Raw genomic sequence first — 16,589 nt, 5'->3', positions numbered from 1 at the left:
TTAGTTCATGAACATGCCGCCATTGACGTGAATGGTCTGGCCTGTCATATATTTTGCCTTATCAGACGCTAAAAAGCTAGCGGCATGCGCAATATCTGACACATCTCCGAATCTACCAAGCGGAATCTGCGCTTTCATACCGTTCTGCAGTTCTTCACTCAGCTGATCTGTCATATCAGAGACGATAAAACCTGGTGCAATTGCATTGACAGTGATATTACGTGATGCGAGTTCTCTGGCGAATGTCTTGGTCAGACCTTCTACTCCTGCTTTTGCTGCAACATAGTTGGCCTGCCCGGCATTACCGATAGAACCGACGATACTGGAGACGTTGATGATGGTACCTGCACGCTGTTTGAGCAGCTGACGTGTTACACTTTGCACAACATTGAAAACCCCTGTCAGATTCGTATCGATGACATCCTGCCATTCCTGTTCTTTCATACGCATCATCAAATTATCGCGGGTAATCCCGGCATTGTTGACAACGACATCAATAGAACCGAATGATTCAATTGTAGTCTTGATCATGTCCTGTACTTCTTCTTTATTCGCGACGTTAGCCTGTATCGCAACAGCTTTCCGTCCTAACTGTTCGATTTCTTTGACAACTGCTTCCGCTTTATCTTTGCTGCCGGCATAATTGACAACAATGTCATAACCGTCTTCAGCAAGCTGCAGTGCAATTGCACGTCCGATGCCGCGCGATGCACCTGTTACGAGTGCTGTAGCCATTAATCATTCCACCCTTCTAAATCTTCTACTGTTTCAACTGACGATATAGTAACCTCACGACTGATTTTTTTCACTAATCCACCCAACACTTTACCTGGACCAATCTCAACAAATTCAGTGACACCCGCATCGATGAGGTTCTTTATAGATTGTTCAAAACGCACCGGTGAATAAAGCTGTTCAATCAACTGACGTTTTATAATCACTGCATCTGTTTCAGGCGCTGCAGACACATTCTGGACAACAGGTATTTTTGCATCCTGAAATTCAAATCCATCAATAAACTCACTGAATTCCGCTTCTATGACTTTCATCATTGAAGAGTGAAAAGGTCCTGACACATTGAGTGGTAACACTCTTTTTGCACCGAGTGCCTTACCATTCTTCACAAGTTCATCAATTTTAGACTGATGACCGGATACTACAATCTGACCTGGGCAGTTGATATTTGCAGGCTCAATCACTGCATCCTCTGTAGAAATCTCCTGACAGAGTGCCTCGACTTCAGCAATATCAAGGCCGAGTACAGCTGCCATTGAACCAGCGCCTTTTGGAAAAGCAGTCGCCATCAGTTGACCTCGTTTTGCGACAATCTGAACAGCATCTTCTGCACGAATTACACCGCTTGCGACAAGCGCCGCATATTCACCGAGACTGTGACCGATTGTGTAGTCAAAATCACCTTTGAACCGTTCAATAAGCGCCGCACTGTGACTGACAATAGCCGGCTGCGTATATTCTGTTAAGTTGAGTCTGGCTTCATCATTAGCCATAATATCAGCAACATCAAAATCCAGCTGTTGTGTCAATGCAGTCACGGATTCTTTTAAATCGCCAGCCATTCCAAGTTTCTGCGAACCTTGTCCCGGAAACATGAGCACCCGCTTAGTCATGTGACACCTCTTTTCTCATTGCTTCAACGACACCTTCCTTTACAGATTCCTTTGCCTGACGCAGTGCGTTATAGAAAGCACGTGCGTCTGATGAACCATGAGCTTTGATAACGATACCGTTTAAACCAAATAAGACGGCTCCACCGTATTCAGCATAATCCATCTTGCCTTTAATGCCTTGCAGATCCTTATTTAAGACACCGGCCGCAAGTTTATTTTTCAGATTCTTTATCAGCTCCTGCTTCAGCATCCTGAAAATACTCGTTGCCGTACCTTCCAGAGTCTTTAAGACCATATTGCCAGTAAAGCCATCAGTCACCACAACATCGGCTGCTGACAGAAGCAATGCTTTTGATTCAACATTGCCTTTAAAATTAATGGTGTTCTGCTCAGAAAGTAATTTAAAAGTCTCTTTTGTCAGCGCATTACCTTTTTTATCTTCTGTTCCGATATTCAGTAGTCCTACAGTCGGATTTGTAATTTTACGGATAGACTTGGCATAAATAGAGCCCATCTGTGCATATTGTGCAAGATGTTCGGGCTTCGCATCTGCGTTCGCCCCCATATCCAACAGTATAAACCCTTTATCATCAATAGTCGGCAAAGTCAGCGCTAGGGCAGGACGCTCTACACCAGGCAATCTACCAACGATAAAAAGTCCAGCAGACATCAATGCCCCAGTGTTACCTGCTGATACACAAGCATCAGCTTCACCATATTTAACTGCTTCAGCCATGCGCACCATGGAAGCATCTTTCTTACGACGAATTGAACGAACGGGTTCATCTTCCATCGTAATCACTTCTGTACAGTGCTGAAATTTCACACGTTCATGCTGAAACGCATATTTCTCATTACCGAATAACAGAATTTCAACATCCGGATCTTGATCAAGAAACTGCTTAATTCCTTCTACAACTATATCAGGTGCATTGTCGCCACCCATCAAATCTACTGCTATTTTAATCATTGCTCTTCTCCTTCACCAAAGTAATACATTACAAAACGGCCTTTAAATACTTGCTGGTGCTGAACAGAACTCTCTACTTCGATTGTCGCACGTTTCTTCCGTTTCTCTATCAGTACTGCTTTAGTCACGACACGGTCACCGAGTTTAACAGGCTTGATGAACTTCACTTCGCTTGAAGCAGTCAATGCCAGCTCATCATCGATCAGCGCAACACAGAGTGAGTTGGCCTGAGCAAAAAGAAAATGTCCTCGTGCAATCTGATTGCGATGAAAAACATGTTCCTCCTGAATATCGAGTATTGAAATAGCCACCTTGTCCAGTTGCAGTTCAATAATCTCACCGATGACTTCATCGAGAGGTAACGCCTTAACTTCATCATGGTGCTGAACCGCAACGCCTCTGATTCTCTCACGAAGTTCAGGGATATTCTGCTCAAGTCTGTCCAGACGTATCGTCTGAATACTGACTCCGAACGCTTCACTTAAATCTTCATCAGTCAAAAATGGATTGTCTCGAAGTTTTGACACAAGCTGATTCTGACGATCTGTTTTAATCATTCTTTTCATACTAGGACATCCTTTTAGTAGTTGGTCTTAATTAGTCTATCATAACTTGCTGCTTTTTGTTAATCAATAACTAAAAAAGCTCCTATAAAGGAGCTTAAGTCGTTGTTATGATACGCGCTTTAACAATCATTCTTTTTTCAAACAATAAAGTTTCCGGATTATAGCTGTCACAAGTGATGAGCGTGAGTTCCTGTGGCTGGCCTTTATTTTCTTTCAATACATCTACTTGAGAAGGATTCACATCATAAATTTGATATATTTTGTAGTTTTTCTTACTGTTACGCGTCAGAATGGTCACAACATCCCCTATTTTCACTCGGTCTAAATAGTTAAAACGGATACCCGCGCCTTCCACTCGGTGACCGGCAATCGCAATATTCTGTTCAGTAAGCTGCTCACCTTCTTCAACGAGTGTTACACCGTTTTTTAGATTGGCTTGGGTGGCCGGTCCTTTTAAAAGGGGCTCGTTAATATCTGCGGCCGGTATTTTCAGGTAGCCGAGCATGTCTTCAGTCAGTTTCAGTTTATCTGGTTCTGTTTTTGTGATCCATTTCTCCAGATCGTTGACCTCAGGAGTTGCTTCATTCTTTTGATAGGCCTGAATGATTTTATCATTAACCTGATCAGTGACTAACGTACGTATATCCTGCCAGAAAAACATGATGACAGCAGCAGCGATTAATAATACGCCTAAAATTCTATAAAAAATCCTCATTTTTCATCTCCTAATCAATTTCGAGTGCACTGACTTCCAGCATCATTCTTTTCTTCAACCAGATATTCTCAGGTTCATCGATTTTACCACTCAGTATGATTTCACTCGCTTCGTCACGTGCGACTTCGAGCATGCGATAGTCTTCCACTATATTGGCAACTTTAAAGTCAGGCAGACCGCTTTGTTTAATGCCGAAAAAATCCCCGGGACCCCGCATTTCAAGGTCCTTCTCTGACAATAGGAAACCATCTGTCGTCTGACACATGATCTGCATACGCTCTATTCCGGTTTCAGTAGAAGGATTGCTGATCAGCACACAGTAACTCTGGTGTGAACTACGTCCCACACGCCCGCGCAGCTGATGCAATGTTGACAGACCGAATCTCTCTGCATCTATAATCATCATCATTGTCGCATTAGGGACGTTCACGCCCACTTCAACAACGGTTGTTGAAACCAGAATATCCAGTTCATGGCGGCTGAACTTTTCCATGACTTCATCTTTTTCTTCTGAAGACATTCTACCATGAAGGAGGCCGACACGTTCACCGAAATGATTTTTAAAGGTTTCATAAATCTCAACGGCATTCTGAACGTCCAGTTTCTCGGACGCTTCGATTAAAGGACAGATCACATATGCCTGATGACCTTTAGCGATTTCCTCTTTCGTCTGTGCAAGAACTGTGCTCATTTCTTCATGTTTAGCCCACGATGTCTTAATCGGTTTTCGTCCTTTAGGCAGTTCCTTGATACTTGAGACATCCATCTCACCAAACACAGAGATAGCGAGTGTCCTAGGAATAGGTGTCGCCGTCATAAAGAGAACATTTGCGTCATCCCCTTTCTCACGCAGCCTCTTACGCTGATTGACGCCGAAGCGGTGCTGTTCATCTGTAATAACCAGTCCTAGCCGGTGAAAGATGACTTCGTTCTGAATTAATGCGTGAGTCCCGACAATGACATCTATGTCACCAGCTGCTAACTGCTCAAGCAGAATTCGCCGTCTTTTTCCTTTGACAGAACTCGTCAGAAGTGCGACGCGTACTTGATCACCGTAGAGACTTGCCAGACTCTCTGCATGCTGCTCCGCTAGTATCTCTGTCGGTACCATGAGGGCGCTTTGATAACCAGCAGTGAGAAGCGCATACATCGCGATTGCTGCAACGACCGTCTTACCTGAACCTACATCTCCTTGCAGCAGCCGGTTCATCCGCATCGGCAGTTTGATATCACGGAAAATTTCGTTCACCACATTTTTCTGAGCATCTGTCAGTTCAAATGGCAATGTCTCAATAAAGGCTCTGACTGCCTGGATATCATAGTCAATGCTGACAGACAGACCTGCTGCATGTTCTGTCTGATTCAACATCCGCATTTTCAGCTGAAAAAGAAACAGCTCACAAAAGGCGAAAGTCCGCTTCGCCTGCTTCAGTGAATGATAATCATGCGGGAAATGCAGAGTCTCGAGTGATTCTTTTAAATCCCAGAGTTTATATTTATCCATCAGATATCCGGGTATCATCGGTGTGATTTCTGTCGACTGAAATGCTTGCTGGACAAACTTCTGAAACTGCTTGGGCTTCACTAAACCTTTCAGGCTATACTGAGGGACAAGCGCATTTTCACTTGAAGCGACTTCCTTGCTGAATTTTGTTCCTTGAAGAATCTGTTTGGATCGCTGCCATTTACCTGTTACTGTCGCCGTCTCTCCTAAAGTGACCTGATGTTTGATATATGGCTGATTAAAGTATTCAACTCGGATAGCGACACCGTCTACTAACATATGGAACATCATCTTGGACTTGCTGCGCCCAAAATAGCTGATGCGGGGCATACTGTAAATTTCTCCTGTGACCGTTATTTTGTCACCATCAGCTGCTTCATTGATATTGATTACTGTCTCATCTTCATACCGATAAGGTAGATGCATAATCAAATCACTCATCGTAAAAAGTCCTAGATCATTAAGTTTCAGGACTGTCTGAGGCCCCACCCCTTTAAGGTCCGTCAGCGGTCGTTCTGTTTCAATTAGATGTTGTTTTGTCATGCTATCCCTCTTTATGCATCATTGTCCTTAATCTTATGCCCATTATGACATAATCATCACGATCAGTCTAAAAGGATTATTCAGTTCTTATTTACCGTAAAAAGAACACTTATTGAAGGAACAACAGAAAAAAGCTGTTCCGTTAAGAAACAGCTTCTTCATAATCAACTATTCAACAGCAAATATAAAACTGTAAATCGGTTGCTGACCTTGATGAACTTCCACTTCCACATCTTCATAGCGGTCTTCAATATATTCCGTTAAAGCAGTGACCTGTTCTTCAGCTGCTTCTTCTCCCGTGATGATTGTGACAATTTCGCTATCCTCATCAATCATAGCATCCAGAAGCTGCTGGCATACTTTAGCTTGATCAAAGTCAGATACTTTAATCTTGCTTTCAAAAAGACCCATATATGCACCTTTTGCGATATCAACACCTTCAATTGAAGTGTCACGTACAGCATAAGTGACTGATCCAGACTTCACATGACTGATTGCCTCAGCCATCGCTGCTTCATTATCTTCGAGCTTTGCTTCAGGCGTATAGCTGAGAAGTGCTGATAAGCCTTGAGGAATCGTTTTTGTTGGAATCACGACTACCGGAATGTCGACGACACTTGCTGCCTGTTCCGCTGCCATAATGATATTTTTATTGTTCGGCAGAATAATAGCTTCTTTACATTTTGAAGATTCAATCACTTTGACGATATCTTCTGTCGAAGGATTCATCGTCTGACCACCGCTGATGACATGTGTCGCGCCGATTGATTCAAAGAGCTGAGTAATTCCATCACCCATTGAAATCGTGATAATTGCTTGATCGACGACTTTTGTTTTCTGCTTGTTGTCTCGTTTTCGCAGTACTTCACGATGCTGTTCACGCATATTCTCTACTTTAATCTTAATGATTTCACCGTACTGACTTCCATAAGTCAGGGCTTCACCCGGTGTTTCTGAATGTACGTGCGTCTTCACGATTTCATCATCAGAAATGACTAACAGTGAGTCACCAAAGTTTGCCATATCATTTCTAAACTCATCTTCGTCAAATGGTTTCATGCCTGATTTGAAGCGCACCATAAATTCAGTACAGAATCCCGGCACAATATCTTCCGTTTTAACGACATCTCCGAAATCGTGATCGTCATTGATGAAATTCTCGTCCATTTTCACATTAACTGGTTCAGCGATTTTTTCACCTTTCATGACTGCTAAAAATCCTTCGTAAACATAAACGAGTCCCTGACCCCCACTATCCACGACACCGACTTCCTTTAAGACGGGCAACAGGTCTGGTGTACGTTTAAGTGAAGCATTTCCCGCTTCAACAATCGCTTCCATCACTACAATGACGTCATCTGTCGATTTAGCAATTTCAGTAGCGTGTTCACTCGCTTCTCTGGCGACTGTAAGAATCGTACCTTCAACAGGCTTCATCACCGCTTTGTAGGCAGTTTTCACGCCTGAATCAAAGGCTTTCGCAAATTTCTTCGCATCTATATCTTCACATGACTCAATAGATTTCGAGAAACCACGGAACAGCTGAGATAAGATTACGCCCGAATTACCACGCGCACCCATCAGCAACCCTTTTGAAAAAGCTTTCCCTACATTACCAATATGCGCTTCGATATGCTCTTTAGTCTCTTTAGCGCCTGATGACATTGATAGATTCATATTAGTTCCTGTGTCACCATCCGGTACAGGAAAAACATTCAGAGAATCTACATACTCTGCATTCTGTGATAAGTTATTTGCCCCCGCAGCAATCATTTCAGCAAATAGCTTGCCATCGATTTTGTTCATTAATAAGATCCTCCCTATTCTTCCTCATCCAGTTTAATGACACGAACGCCCTGGATATATATGTTCACTGAGTTCACTTTAAGATTAAGTGTTTTTTCTAGCGTGTATTTCACAACTGATTGCACATTATTGGCAATTTCAGAGATTTTCGTACCGTACGCGACAATAATGTACATATCTACAGCGAGTGTACCATCATGCTGCGTGACGATGACGCCTTTAGAATAATTGTCCCGTCTTAGAATGTCAGCGATATTATCTCTTACTTGATGTTTACTGGCCATCCCGATGATTCCGTAACATTCAACAGCAGCACCGCCTGCAATTGTAGCGATGACATCATTTGAAATATCAATATTGCCGTATTCGTTGTTGATTTCTAAAGTCATAAGGAACCTCCTCATTTAATTGATTCATCATGTTATTATAAGCAATAAACGCCTTCATATACAAGTATTGTGGCAAAAATGAGAATGATAGATTGAGAAATGACGATAAAATCGTTGCATCGCCCTTCATATTGTGTTAAATTACTATGGTGTAGAAAGATAAGTGTATCTCTATATGTCATTAAAGGAGGAAATAACATGGCTAAAGTATGTCACGTTACAGGTCGTAAAGCTGTGACTGGTAATAACCGTTCACACGCTATGAATGCGAACAAACGTCGCTGGAACGCTAACTTACAAAAAGTTAGAATCCTTGTGGACGGCAAACCTAAACGTGTATGGGTATCAGCTCGTGCACTTAAATCAGGTAAAGTCACTCGCGTTTAATGAATATATAGATACGAAAAAAGACCTTTGTGTGGAAGGTCTTTTTTTTATGCATCTTTACTTTGAATCATATAAACCATACCATTCTCAACGATGACTTCTGCACGGTCATTGACAAATTCATTCGAAACCGTACGTGTAGTCCCCATTTCCAGCTGAGTGCGGGGTAATGTATATTTCAAGTCATGAATCGTCAGAACGACACCTGCTTCAACCGGTATAAAAGAGACGTATGTCATATTCTCATGACGCCGTATAATATGGGTGCCTGTCGCTAGCACTTGGATCACATTGTCGTCATCTACGATAAAGAACTCGCTTGAGGACAGCACCACTTCTTTGTTCAGCAGTGTCTGCAGGTTACCGAGAAAGTGGTCCAGTCTGCCACCAGTCGCACCGTGTATGAAAACCCGGTCATAATCAAGCGTCAGTGCATATTGAATGCCCACTTCAAGGTCTGTCTCATTCTTTTCAGTCGGCAGCACATCGACTTCCAGTTCAGCTTGTACTCTTTTAAGTTGTACTTCAGTCAGAGAATCGAAATCTCCGAATGCAGCAATAGGTGTGATGCCCGCTTCAACAAGCATCAGGACGCCGTAATCAATACCGATCCAGTCTTCATGTTTCAGGACATCCATCGTTTTCATATTAAAATTATGCGCTGTACATAATAGATGTAAGTCCATCGTCATTCACCTCTTAAAATAGATGTCGGCGTCTTATAGTCTTCATGTTTGAAGAAGTATGAGCCTGCTACCAGAACATCTGCACCAGCTTGTCGGCAAAGCTGCGCTGTATGTTCATTTATCCCGCCATCCACTTCTATTTCAAAGGCAAGTTGATGCTGCATACGGTAATCATTCAAAAACTGAATTTTATCAACCATACTTGTGATGAATGATTGGCCACCAAATCCCGGGTTGACGGACATGACAAGAACAAGGTCAACATCCTGCAGCACCGGCATCAGCTGCTCTATACACGTACCTGGATTCAGCGTCACACCTGCTTTCTTGCCTGTCTGTTTAATCTGCTGGATCACTCGATGTAAGTGACGAGTCGCTTCAACATGAACCGTGATGATGTCGCTGCCTGCCGCGGCAAAAGCTTCAATATAGCGCTCCGGTTCTTCAATCATCAGATGGCTGTCAATGGTCAGATCCGTTATTTTTCTCAGCTGTTCTAAAATAGGCAGCCCAAAAGAGATGTTGGGCACAAAACGACCATCCATGACATCATAATGCAGATAGTCTGCACCTGCTTCTTCTAATCGTCTGACTTCCTGATTCAATTCAGTAAAGTCACAAGACAGTAAACTAGGCGCTATTTTCATCAGTATCTCACCTTTCTTGTTTCAATTTCATTCATCATCTGCAGATAATGGTCGTAACGGGACTGAAGAATCGTCTCGCCCACGCTCGACTTGACTGCACATTTAGGTTCATTGACATGCAGGCATTCACGATATTTACACTCTTCTGCCGCAGCGACAAACTCCGGAAAACAGTTCTTGAGCATATATTTGTCGATATGCGCATAATCAAGGGAACTGAAGCCTGGAGTATCAGCAATATAACCTTCGCTTGTTCTAATAAGTTCAACATGGCGCGTCGTATGTTTTCCTCGGTTAAGCGCGTTCGAAATGACACCGGTCTCAAGATTCGATTCCGGGCGCACCGCATTGATCAGAGAGGATTTACCGACACCTGACTGACCGGAGAGTACGTTGATGCCTGGTACAAGCAGATGAAGCAGCTCTGACTGGTCCTCCAGATTCGAAATCAGATGTGTCGAATAGCCGATAGATTGATAATATTCCAATTTGCCCTGAATGACGGCTTCTTCTTTCTCAGTCAACAGATCTTTTTTCGTCACTATCAAGCTCGGCATGATATCATAACTTTCAACAATGACCAGAAACTTATCAATCAAGTTAAGACTGAAGTCAGGTTCTTTTGCACTCATCACAATCAATACCTGATCGATATTGGCAACAGGTGGTCGTATGAGTTCATTTTTTCTAGGTAGAAGCTCCGTGATATAGCCTTCAATCTCATTTTCTATCTGAAACTTCACTCTGTCACCAACAAGCGGGGAGAGTCCTTTTTTTCTGAAGACACCTCGCGCTCGGCATTGAAAGCTCTCTCCTGCACTTTCTACATAATAAAATCCACTTAACGCTTTATAGATTAATCCTTCTCTCACTGAGTCACCTCTTCATTAAATTAGTCCTATTTTAACATATAACTGTAATAGTCGTCCCCTGATTCACTGTGCTATCCACTTCTATTATGAAGCCGTGAAGATCTGCTATCTCTTTGACAATAGCCATCCCGAGTCCATTTGACGGCACATGATCTTCGTTGCTTTTTGATTTAAAGAAACGTTCAAACAGGTGCTTCTGCGTCCTGTCATCCATTCCGACACCTTCATCTTGAATAGTGATAACCTGATTCTTCAACGTAATCACAATAGAACCTTCCTGTTTTGAATATTTAATCGCATTGGATAGCAGATTGGTCACCAGCTGCATCAGTAGGGCTCTGTGTGCAGTCAGTTCGCTGTCATCGAAATGTGTCGTCAGCAGCAGTTCTTTTTCATCCAGCTGATACATGAAAGTATTGATGACTTCTTTCATCATATCCTTACCATTAAATGTTTTCAGCTGCAATCTGTTGCCTTCATTTTCAATAGATGCAAGTGTCAGCAGCTGCTTAGTCAGTCCGCTAAGTCGTCTGGACTGATGCTGAATGGCTTTTATCGTTTCACTGTTGTAGTTGTCTGCCAGCTGATCAGTCAGACCGATCAGGTTAGTGATAGGTGACTGAATTTCGTGGCTGACATTTGCTACAAATCGCTCGTTGACCGCCTGATGATGACGAATCGCTTTCGACATCTCCTCCATCTCGCGAGCCAGTTCACCGATTTCGTCGCGTCTTGTAATCGAAGACTGGTCGCTATAGTCACCGGTACGAATACGCTTCGCAAACTGCTGTAGCTTCTTGACCGGATTCACAAAGTAATCAGCACTTAATATAATGAAAAATACAGTGAAAATTAAGATATAAACGAGTAAGATGGCCAGAAATATTCTAAATTCTCCCATACTCTGTCCGACGTCCGGTCTGATATAGACACGATAATGCTCCCCTGCTACCTGCATATCAATACCGACCGTATTGCGCGTCTCATTGTCGAAGAAGCCCGTGATGAATAAATTGAATGGCCGGTCTTTAATACCATGATAGATGCCAGCATGATTGTCTTTCAGATTTTTGACACGAAAAGGGGTACCATAATAATCCACCTCTTGATCATGCACCGTCATCACCTGAAAATTCAGAGAAGCCATCTGTGAGAAAAAAGTCTCAGGTTTAATCTCAGGATGTGATTCTATAAAATGTTTCTGTTCTTCAACAATCTGAGTGATGCGGTCATCATTCAACGGCTTAAGAAATAGATGATAGTAGACATTGGCGATTATAAAGCTGAGAAGCGCGCTTAAACAGAATGTGAAAAGAGTAGAAACAACAAAATGAGTCGACAGCTTCTTAAACATGCTGCACCTTATAACCCACACCTCTTACGGTCAATATTTCGAATTCAGGATAGTTGGAGAGTCTCTTGCGCAGCCGTTTGATATGCACATCGATGGTCCGTTCGTCACCTTCAAAGTCAAATCCCCAGACATGCTCAATCAGCTGTTCCCGTGTGCCCACTTTAGGGGATAGCCTGACAAGTTCTGCAAGCAGCTCAAACTCTTTTCGCGGCAGATAAAGGGTATCCTCTTCGACTACCACCTCATAGCTGTCAACATCCAGCTTCATACGTCCAAAAGTAAGTGCTGACTGCGCTTGATAACGATTCAATATGGCATTGACTCTGAACGCAAGTTCCTCGACAAGAAACGGCTTCGTCACATAATCATCTGTCCCAGCTTCAAAAGCAGATCTTTTATCGCTCAGCTCACTCCGGGCTGTCAGCATGATCACCGGCTTCTTGTAATACGTTTTGATATGGTCACACAACTCAAAACCATCCATCCCGGGCATCATGACATCCACTATACAAAGATCAATTTTTTCGTGATCAAGTATGCGGACCGCTTCGTCACCATCTGCTGCGAGTCGCACTTCATATTGTTTCAACCCTCGTTCTACCATCTCACGAATAGCACGCTCATCATCTACCACTAATATTTTTTTCATCTTTTTCCTCCTGTTCATATTCCGTTCATATAACACTTCTATAATCAGTATATATTCAAACAACGAAAGGATGTATACACATGAAACTTGCACTGCAGGAACTGAAATATTACAAATTTAAATATGCCATGATTACAGCGATTCTTTTCTTACTCGCTTTTCTCGTTCTCTTTGTTTCAAGTTTAGCACAAGGTCTTGGAAAAGATAATATCTCACTGATTGAAGAGCTGAACAGCAGCCATTACGTCATCAGTGATGATGCCAACAATTCTCTTACTGCTTCACAGTTATCGGAGCAAGACATTAAAACATTAACAGAAAATAACATTCCGCTGCTTTCCATGCAGCTTGCGACCTTTGAGAACAATACAGGTATTGCTGCTGTCTACATGAAAGATGCCAAGCCTGAAGTGACTGAAGGGAAAATGCCGGCCAATAAAAATGAAGTCGCAATTGATGATTATCTCCAGAATGATATTAAAATCGGCGATACAATCAAAGTCAAAAATAAAGATATCGACTATAAAGTAACAGGTTATGTCAAAGACAATATGTATGCTCACACTGCTGTAGGTTATATGACAGAAGAAGGAATCAAACGAATCAACCCTGCTATCAAGCCTAATATCGCTCTTGTCAGTCAAGATTCTGTAGAGGGTCTGAAAGACGCTAAAGTCATTTCAGAGGATGACTTGAAAAAAGGAATCGCTAGTTATGAAGCAGAACAGATGCCTCTAAACTTAATGGTCATCTTTCTTTTTGTCATTTCGGCTATAGTGATCGCTGCTTTCTTCTATGTCATCACCATCCAGAAAACAACAGAGTACGGTATTTTAAAAGCGATTGGTTTCAAGAACTCTAAAATTGCCGGCATGATACTGCTCGAAATCCTGATCATCACGACAATCGGTGTAGCCGTCGCTATCGGTCTGACTTTCCTGATTGCAAGTCAGCTGCCTGTCACAATGCCGTTCTTCTTAAATAATCAGCTTATTGCTATACTCGCTGCATTATTCTTTGTCGTCGGACTGATCGGCGCATTACTGTCACTTATTAAAGTCATTCGTATAGATCCGCAACTTGCTTTAGGAGGCGAATAATATGCTGCAAATCAAAGAAATCACAAAAACTTATGGCACTGGCGAACAAGCAACGGAAGTTCTAAAGGGTGTCAATCTTGATGTACAGGACGGAGAGATTGTTATTCTATATGGCCCGTCAGGCTCCGGGAAAAGTACATTACTGACCATTATCGGCGGACTGCTATCACCTACTTCAGGAGAAATTTTACTGGACGGCCGTTCATGGAATTCTTTAAGTGATCAGCAGATGACTGCGATGCGTTTAAGTGATATCGGCTTTATTTTTCAGGCCTCACATCTATTACCCTACTTAAACGTCAAAGATCAGCTGACTGCTGTCGCTACAGAAAACGGTATGGCAGCTAAAGAAGCTTCAGAAAGAGCGGATATTCTTTTAGAGGATTTCGGTCTGAAGCATCGTTCTAAAGCCTATCCAAATCGTCTGTCAGGTGGTGAAAAGCAGCGGACAGCAATTGCCCGTGCTTTTATGAATGCACCGAAGATGATACTAGCTGATGAGCCGACAGCCAGTCTTGATAAGGAACGGGCACTAGAAGTCGTCGATATGCTGAAGAAACGGGTCAAATCATCAAATACAGTCTGTATCATGATCACCCATGACCAGCGCCTTTTCTCTAAAGCAGACCGCCTGTTTATTCTTGATGATGGTAAGCTCATCGATCAGACTGCTCAGATTTCTACTTTCAATTAAAAATAAGCCCAGTATCCTGAAAGATACCGGGCTTATTCTATTTCTTCATATTTTTTATCTGTTTAATCGTCGGCACTTTATTGACCGGCATAGAAATAGGAACAGTCTCATAATGTACTTCATTTGAAGGTAATTCAAACCAACGTATTGGTGAAGCGGTAAATTTCTTTATAAAGATTTTCGTCTCAACAATCAGTCTGTCTCGCCAAGCTATTTTAGCATCTATTGGCAGGTCATCCTGCAGAATGATATAAGTGAAGTCTGCAAGTTTAAGAGTTGGGTTCGTACCGTATGTTCTGTGTTGCTCAGGAATACAGCCTTTTTTAAGCATCATAGCGGCAATCTGCTTGATGTAGAGATTGACGTTCTGGTGCATTCTGAATCCGAGTATCAGTTGCACTTTAAAAACATTATCCGTACCAAAGTCTTCTATCTGATAGTTAGCCTGGAATGGTTGGTCTGACACTTTGACATTGACTATCCAGTAAATATCAGCACGTTTAGGAATACCGTCCAGAATAGATTTAAAAATCTGCTTTTCCGCCATTTTCATATCTGCTGTGGTAGATAAGTAGACAAGGTTGCTAGCATATTTAGGAAAACGCTTATCCTGCGACAACTGTTCGAGCTGTCTTTTAAAAAGATCTACATTGATATCATATGTTCTGCGATCTTTAATCTGATAACCTTTATACCAGACCACCATCAGGAGAGCGATTGCAAGTGAGATCAGTACAGCAATATAGCCTCCGTGCATAAACTTTGCGAGACTAGAAATAAAGAATGCCGCTTCAAGCATCAGGAAGAAGCCGATCACTAAAGTGACAATTGCTGCATTGTGCTTTCGCTGAATCAAATAGTGCCAGAGAAGAATAGTTGACATCATCATCGTCACCGTGATACTTAGACCGTAAGCTGCCTCCATATGCACAGATGTCTGGAAGTAAAGGACGACCATGATACAGAGTAACCAGATAAAGAATGTGACAGAAGGGATGTACATCTGTCCTTTAATGGTCGACGGATATTTAATATCCACTTTAGGCATGAGACGTAAGTGAATCGCTTCTGATACTAACGTGAATGAACCAGAAATCAGTGCCTGTGATGCGATAATGGCTGCACCTGTCGCAATCATTACCCCGATAAAGATAAAGGAGTCAGGCATGATCTGGAAGAATGGATTAATGACTTCTCCCGCTTTAAAGTCACGTGTCTTAACGCGCTCAATAATCCATGCACACTGACCGAAATAGTTCAGTAACAGCATGAGCTTAACAAATGACCATGTCCGGTAGATAGCCCCTTTACCGACGTGCCCCATATCAGAATACAGTGCTTCTGCACCTGTTGTAGCAAGGAAAACCGTCCCTAAAATCATCAGACCCATCTTATTGCTGTCATCGAACAGAATCTCAATCCCGTAAAGCGGATTAAGGGCTCTTAACACAGTTAAGTCCGTAGTCAGATTAAAAATGCCAAAGATACCCAGCATACTGAACCAGACAAGCATAAAAGGTCCAAATATTTTACCAATACTGCCGGTACCAAAACGCTGTGCAAAGAAAATCAATGTAATAATCGTGATAACAATTGCTAGTATATATTTCTGCTCTGATAAGAGAGAATCTTTAAGACCCGGTATTTCCTGAATCCCTTCTATAGCTGATGTCACGGTTACAGCAGGCGTTAAAATGCCGTCAGCAAGTAACGCCGCACCCCCTATGACAGCAGGGACAATCAGCCAGTTCCGTCTCTTACGGACGAGGGTGTAAAGACTGAAGATACCACCTTCACCGTGGTTATCAGCACGCATTGCAATCAGTACATATTTAATCGTCGTCAGAAGCGTAATCGTCCAGATAATGAGTGACAGGCAGCCAATAATATATTGTTCTGTCATGGCTTCCATGCCACCGTTTGTCTCGACCACAGCCTTCATGACATAAAGGGGTGATGTCCCAATATCTCCATAAACAATGCCTATAGCGACAAGCATCATTGCCAGTTTAAAACGGTTGCTCGTATTTTCTGTTTTCATAGTCGACCTCGTTTGTTTAATTTAAATTGACTTCCATA

17 protein-coding genes are annotated in these 16,589 nt (G+C 42.4%); 3 read left to right on the top strand and 14 right to left on the bottom strand.

All coding sequences use genetic code 11. From position 1 onward, the window contains the following. The 8 genes from fabG to MGG13_RS04840 all read right to left on the bottom strand — a co-directional run bounded on the left by fabG (position 1) and on the right by MGG13_RS04840 (position 8,121). A complete protein-coding gene (fabG, locus tag MGG13_RS04875) occupies positions 1-735 on the bottom strand; it encodes a 3-oxoacyl-[acyl-carrier-protein] reductase (RefSeq protein ID WP_239035571.1) in 735 nt (244 codons plus the stop codon). Next, the gene (gene fabD / locus MGG13_RS04870; protein WP_239035570.1) at positions 735-1,628 is read right to left on the bottom strand and encodes an ACP S-malonyltransferase; all 894 of its coding nucleotides are present in this window, start codon (positions 1,626-1,628) and stop codon (positions 735-737) included. Before fabD ends, fabG begins: the two co-directional genes overlap by 1 nt. Beyond that, on the bottom strand, positions 1,621-2,598 hold the full coding sequence (gene plsX / locus MGG13_RS04865; protein ID WP_239035569.1) for a phosphate acyltransferase PlsX: 978 nt from the start codon (positions 2,596-2,598) through the stop codon (positions 1,621-1,623). Before plsX ends, fabD begins: the two co-directional genes overlap by 8 nt. Next, positions 2,595-3,164 carry a transcription factor FapR gene (gene fapR, locus MGG13_RS04860; RefSeq protein WP_420827907.1) on the bottom strand — a complete coding sequence of 190 codons (570 nt, stop codon included), beginning with the start codon at positions 3,162-3,164 and terminating at the stop codon, positions 2,595-2,597. Before fapR ends, plsX begins: the two co-directional genes overlap by 4 nt. Positions 3,165-3,258: 94 nt before the next feature. Continuing rightward, complete coding sequence (locus tag MGG13_RS04855; protein ID WP_239035568.1) at positions 3,259-3,879, bottom strand: class A sortase; 621 nt, start codon at positions 3,877-3,879, stop codon at positions 3,259-3,261. 10 nt (positions 3,880-3,889) lie between these two features. Then, positions 3,890-5,926 carry an ATP-dependent DNA helicase RecG gene (recG, locus tag MGG13_RS04850; RefSeq protein ID WP_239035567.1) on the bottom strand — a complete coding sequence of 679 codons (2,037 nt, stop codon included), beginning with the start codon at positions 5,924-5,926 and terminating at the stop codon, positions 3,890-3,892. 168 nt (positions 5,927-6,094) lie between these two features. Further along, positions 6,095-7,732, bottom strand: a complete 1,638-nt coding sequence (locus MGG13_RS04845; protein ID WP_239035566.1) for a DAK2 domain-containing protein — start codon at positions 7,730-7,732, stop codon at positions 6,095-6,097. Positions 7,733-7,746: 14 nt separating this feature from the next. After that, complete coding sequence (locus tag MGG13_RS04840) at positions 7,747-8,121, bottom strand: Asp23/Gls24 family envelope stress response protein (protein ID WP_239035565.1); 375 nt, start codon at positions 8,119-8,121, stop codon at positions 7,747-7,749. Between the two features lie 198 nt (positions 8,122-8,319). Here MGG13_RS04840 and rpmB point away from each other — a divergent pair, with 198 nt between their 5' ends. Beyond that, on the top strand, positions 8,320-8,508 hold the full coding sequence (rpmB, locus tag MGG13_RS04835; protein ID WP_133451977.1) for a 50S ribosomal protein L28: 189 nt from the start codon (positions 8,320-8,322) through the stop codon (positions 8,506-8,508). A gap of 47 nt (positions 8,509-8,555) precedes the next feature. Here the strand turns inward: rpmB and MGG13_RS04830 are convergent, their stop codons facing one another. From MGG13_RS04830 to MGG13_RS04810, 5 genes are read right to left on the bottom strand one after another with little or no spacing between them, the layout of a single operon-like run. Further along, positions 8,556-9,194 carry a thiamine diphosphokinase gene (locus MGG13_RS04830; RefSeq protein ID WP_239035564.1) on the bottom strand — a complete coding sequence of 213 codons (639 nt, stop codon included), beginning with the start codon at positions 9,192-9,194 and terminating at the stop codon, positions 8,556-8,558. Positions 9,195-9,196: 2 nt separating this feature from the next. Continuing rightward, positions 9,197-9,844, bottom strand: a complete 648-nt coding sequence (gene rpe, locus MGG13_RS04825; RefSeq protein ID WP_239035670.1) for a ribulose-phosphate 3-epimerase — start codon at positions 9,842-9,844, stop codon at positions 9,197-9,199. Continuing rightward, a complete protein-coding gene (gene rsgA / locus MGG13_RS04820) occupies positions 9,841-10,713 on the bottom strand; it encodes a ribosome small subunit-dependent GTPase A (RefSeq protein WP_239035563.1) in 873 nt (290 codons plus the stop codon). The genes rpe and rsgA overlap by 4 nt, the downstream gene beginning before the upstream one ends. 31 nt (positions 10,714-10,744) lie before the next feature. Continuing rightward, positions 10,745-12,067, bottom strand: a complete 1,323-nt coding sequence (locus MGG13_RS04815) for a sensor histidine kinase (RefSeq protein WP_239035562.1) — start codon at positions 12,065-12,067, stop codon at positions 10,745-10,747. Next, on the bottom strand, positions 12,060-12,716 hold the full coding sequence (locus MGG13_RS04810) for a response regulator transcription factor (protein ID WP_239035561.1): 657 nt from the start codon (positions 12,714-12,716) through the stop codon (positions 12,060-12,062). Before MGG13_RS04810 ends, MGG13_RS04815 begins: the two co-directional genes overlap by 8 nt. A gap of 80 nt (positions 12,717-12,796) precedes the next feature. On the opposite strand from MGG13_RS04810, the gene MGG13_RS04805 reads away from it, so the two are divergent. Together MGG13_RS04805 and MGG13_RS04800 are read left to right on the top strand one after the other, a co-directional pair. Then, positions 12,797-13,816 (top strand): ABC transporter permease, encoded by a 1,020-nt coding sequence (locus MGG13_RS04805; RefSeq protein ID WP_239035560.1) that lies wholly within the window; start codon positions 12,797-12,799, stop codon positions 13,814-13,816. 1 nt (position 13,817) lies between these two features. Continuing rightward, positions 13,818-14,510, top strand: coding sequence for an ABC transporter ATP-binding protein (locus MGG13_RS04800; protein ID WP_239035559.1), 693 nt, complete (start codon positions 13,818-13,820; stop codon positions 14,508-14,510). A 37-nt stretch (positions 14,511-14,547) separates the two neighbouring features. Here the strand turns inward: MGG13_RS04800 and MGG13_RS04795 are convergent, their stop codons facing one another. Then, positions 14,548-16,551 (bottom strand): KUP/HAK/KT family potassium transporter, encoded by a 2,004-nt coding sequence (locus MGG13_RS04795; RefSeq protein WP_239035558.1) that lies wholly within the window; start codon positions 16,549-16,551, stop codon positions 14,548-14,550. Between the last annotated feature and the right edge of the window lie 38 nt (positions 16,552-16,589).

It is taken from the genome of Macrococcus brunensis, from assembly GCF_022343725.1.
Lineage (GTDB): Bacteria > Bacillota > Bacilli > Staphylococcales > Staphylococcaceae > Macrococcus > Macrococcus brunensis.
This window is presented reverse-complemented; position numbering and strand designations above follow the sequence as displayed.

What these genes read in the sequence shown, in the direction of transcription:
- MGG13_RS04840 (WP_239035565.1), bottom strand. Translation starts at nt 8,121, where the DNA reads ATGACTTTAGAAATCAACAACGAATACGGCAATATTGATATTTCAAAT.
- fabG (WP_239035571.1), bottom strand. Translation starts at nt 735, where the DNA reads ATGGCTACAGCACTCGTAACAGGTGCATCGCGCGGCATCGGACGTGCA.
- MGG13_RS04810 (WP_239035561.1), bottom strand. Translation starts at nt 12,716, where the DNA reads ATGAAAAAAATATTAGTGGTAGATGATGAGCGTGCTATTCGTGAGATG.
- MGG13_RS04830 (WP_239035564.1), bottom strand. Translation starts at nt 9,194, where the DNA reads ATGGACTTACATCTATTATGTACAGCGCATAATTTTAATATGAAAACG.
- fabD (WP_239035570.1), bottom strand. Translation starts at nt 1,628, where the DNA reads ATGACTAAGCGGGTGCTCATGTTTCCGGGACAAGGTTCGCAGAAACTT.
- fapR (WP_420827907.1), bottom strand. Translation starts at nt 3,164, where the DNA reads ATGAAAAGAATGATTAAAACAGATCGTCAGAATCAGCTTGTGTCAAAA.
- MGG13_RS04795 (WP_239035558.1), bottom strand. Translation starts at nt 16,551, where the DNA reads ATGAAAACAGAAAATACGAGCAACCGTTTTAAACTGGCAATGATGCTT.
- MGG13_RS04800 (WP_239035559.1), top strand. Translation starts at nt 13,818, where the DNA reads ATGCTGCAAATCAAAGAAATCACAAAAACTTATGGCACTGGCGAACAA.
- MGG13_RS04855 (WP_239035568.1), bottom strand. Translation starts at nt 3,879, where the DNA reads ATGAGGATTTTTTATAGAATTTTAGGCGTATTATTAATCGCTGCTGCT.
- recG (WP_239035567.1), bottom strand. Translation starts at nt 5,926, where the DNA reads ATGACAAAACAACATCTAATTGAAACAGAACGACCGCTGACGGACCTT.
- MGG13_RS04805 (WP_239035560.1), top strand. Translation starts at nt 12,797, where the DNA reads ATGAAACTTGCACTGCAGGAACTGAAATATTACAAATTTAAATATGCC.
- MGG13_RS04845 (WP_239035566.1), bottom strand. Translation starts at nt 7,732, where the DNA reads ATGAACAAAATCGATGGCAAGCTATTTGCTGAAATGATTGCTGCGGGG.
- MGG13_RS04815 (WP_239035562.1), bottom strand. Translation starts at nt 12,067, where the DNA reads ATGTTTAAGAAGCTGTCGACTCATTTTGTTGTTTCTACTCTTTTCACA.
- plsX (WP_239035569.1), bottom strand. Translation starts at nt 2,598, where the DNA reads ATGATTAAAATAGCAGTAGATTTGATGGGTGGCGACAATGCACCTGAT.
- rpmB (WP_133451977.1), top strand. Translation starts at nt 8,320, where the DNA reads ATGGCTAAAGTATGTCACGTTACAGGTCGTAAAGCTGTGACTGGTAAT.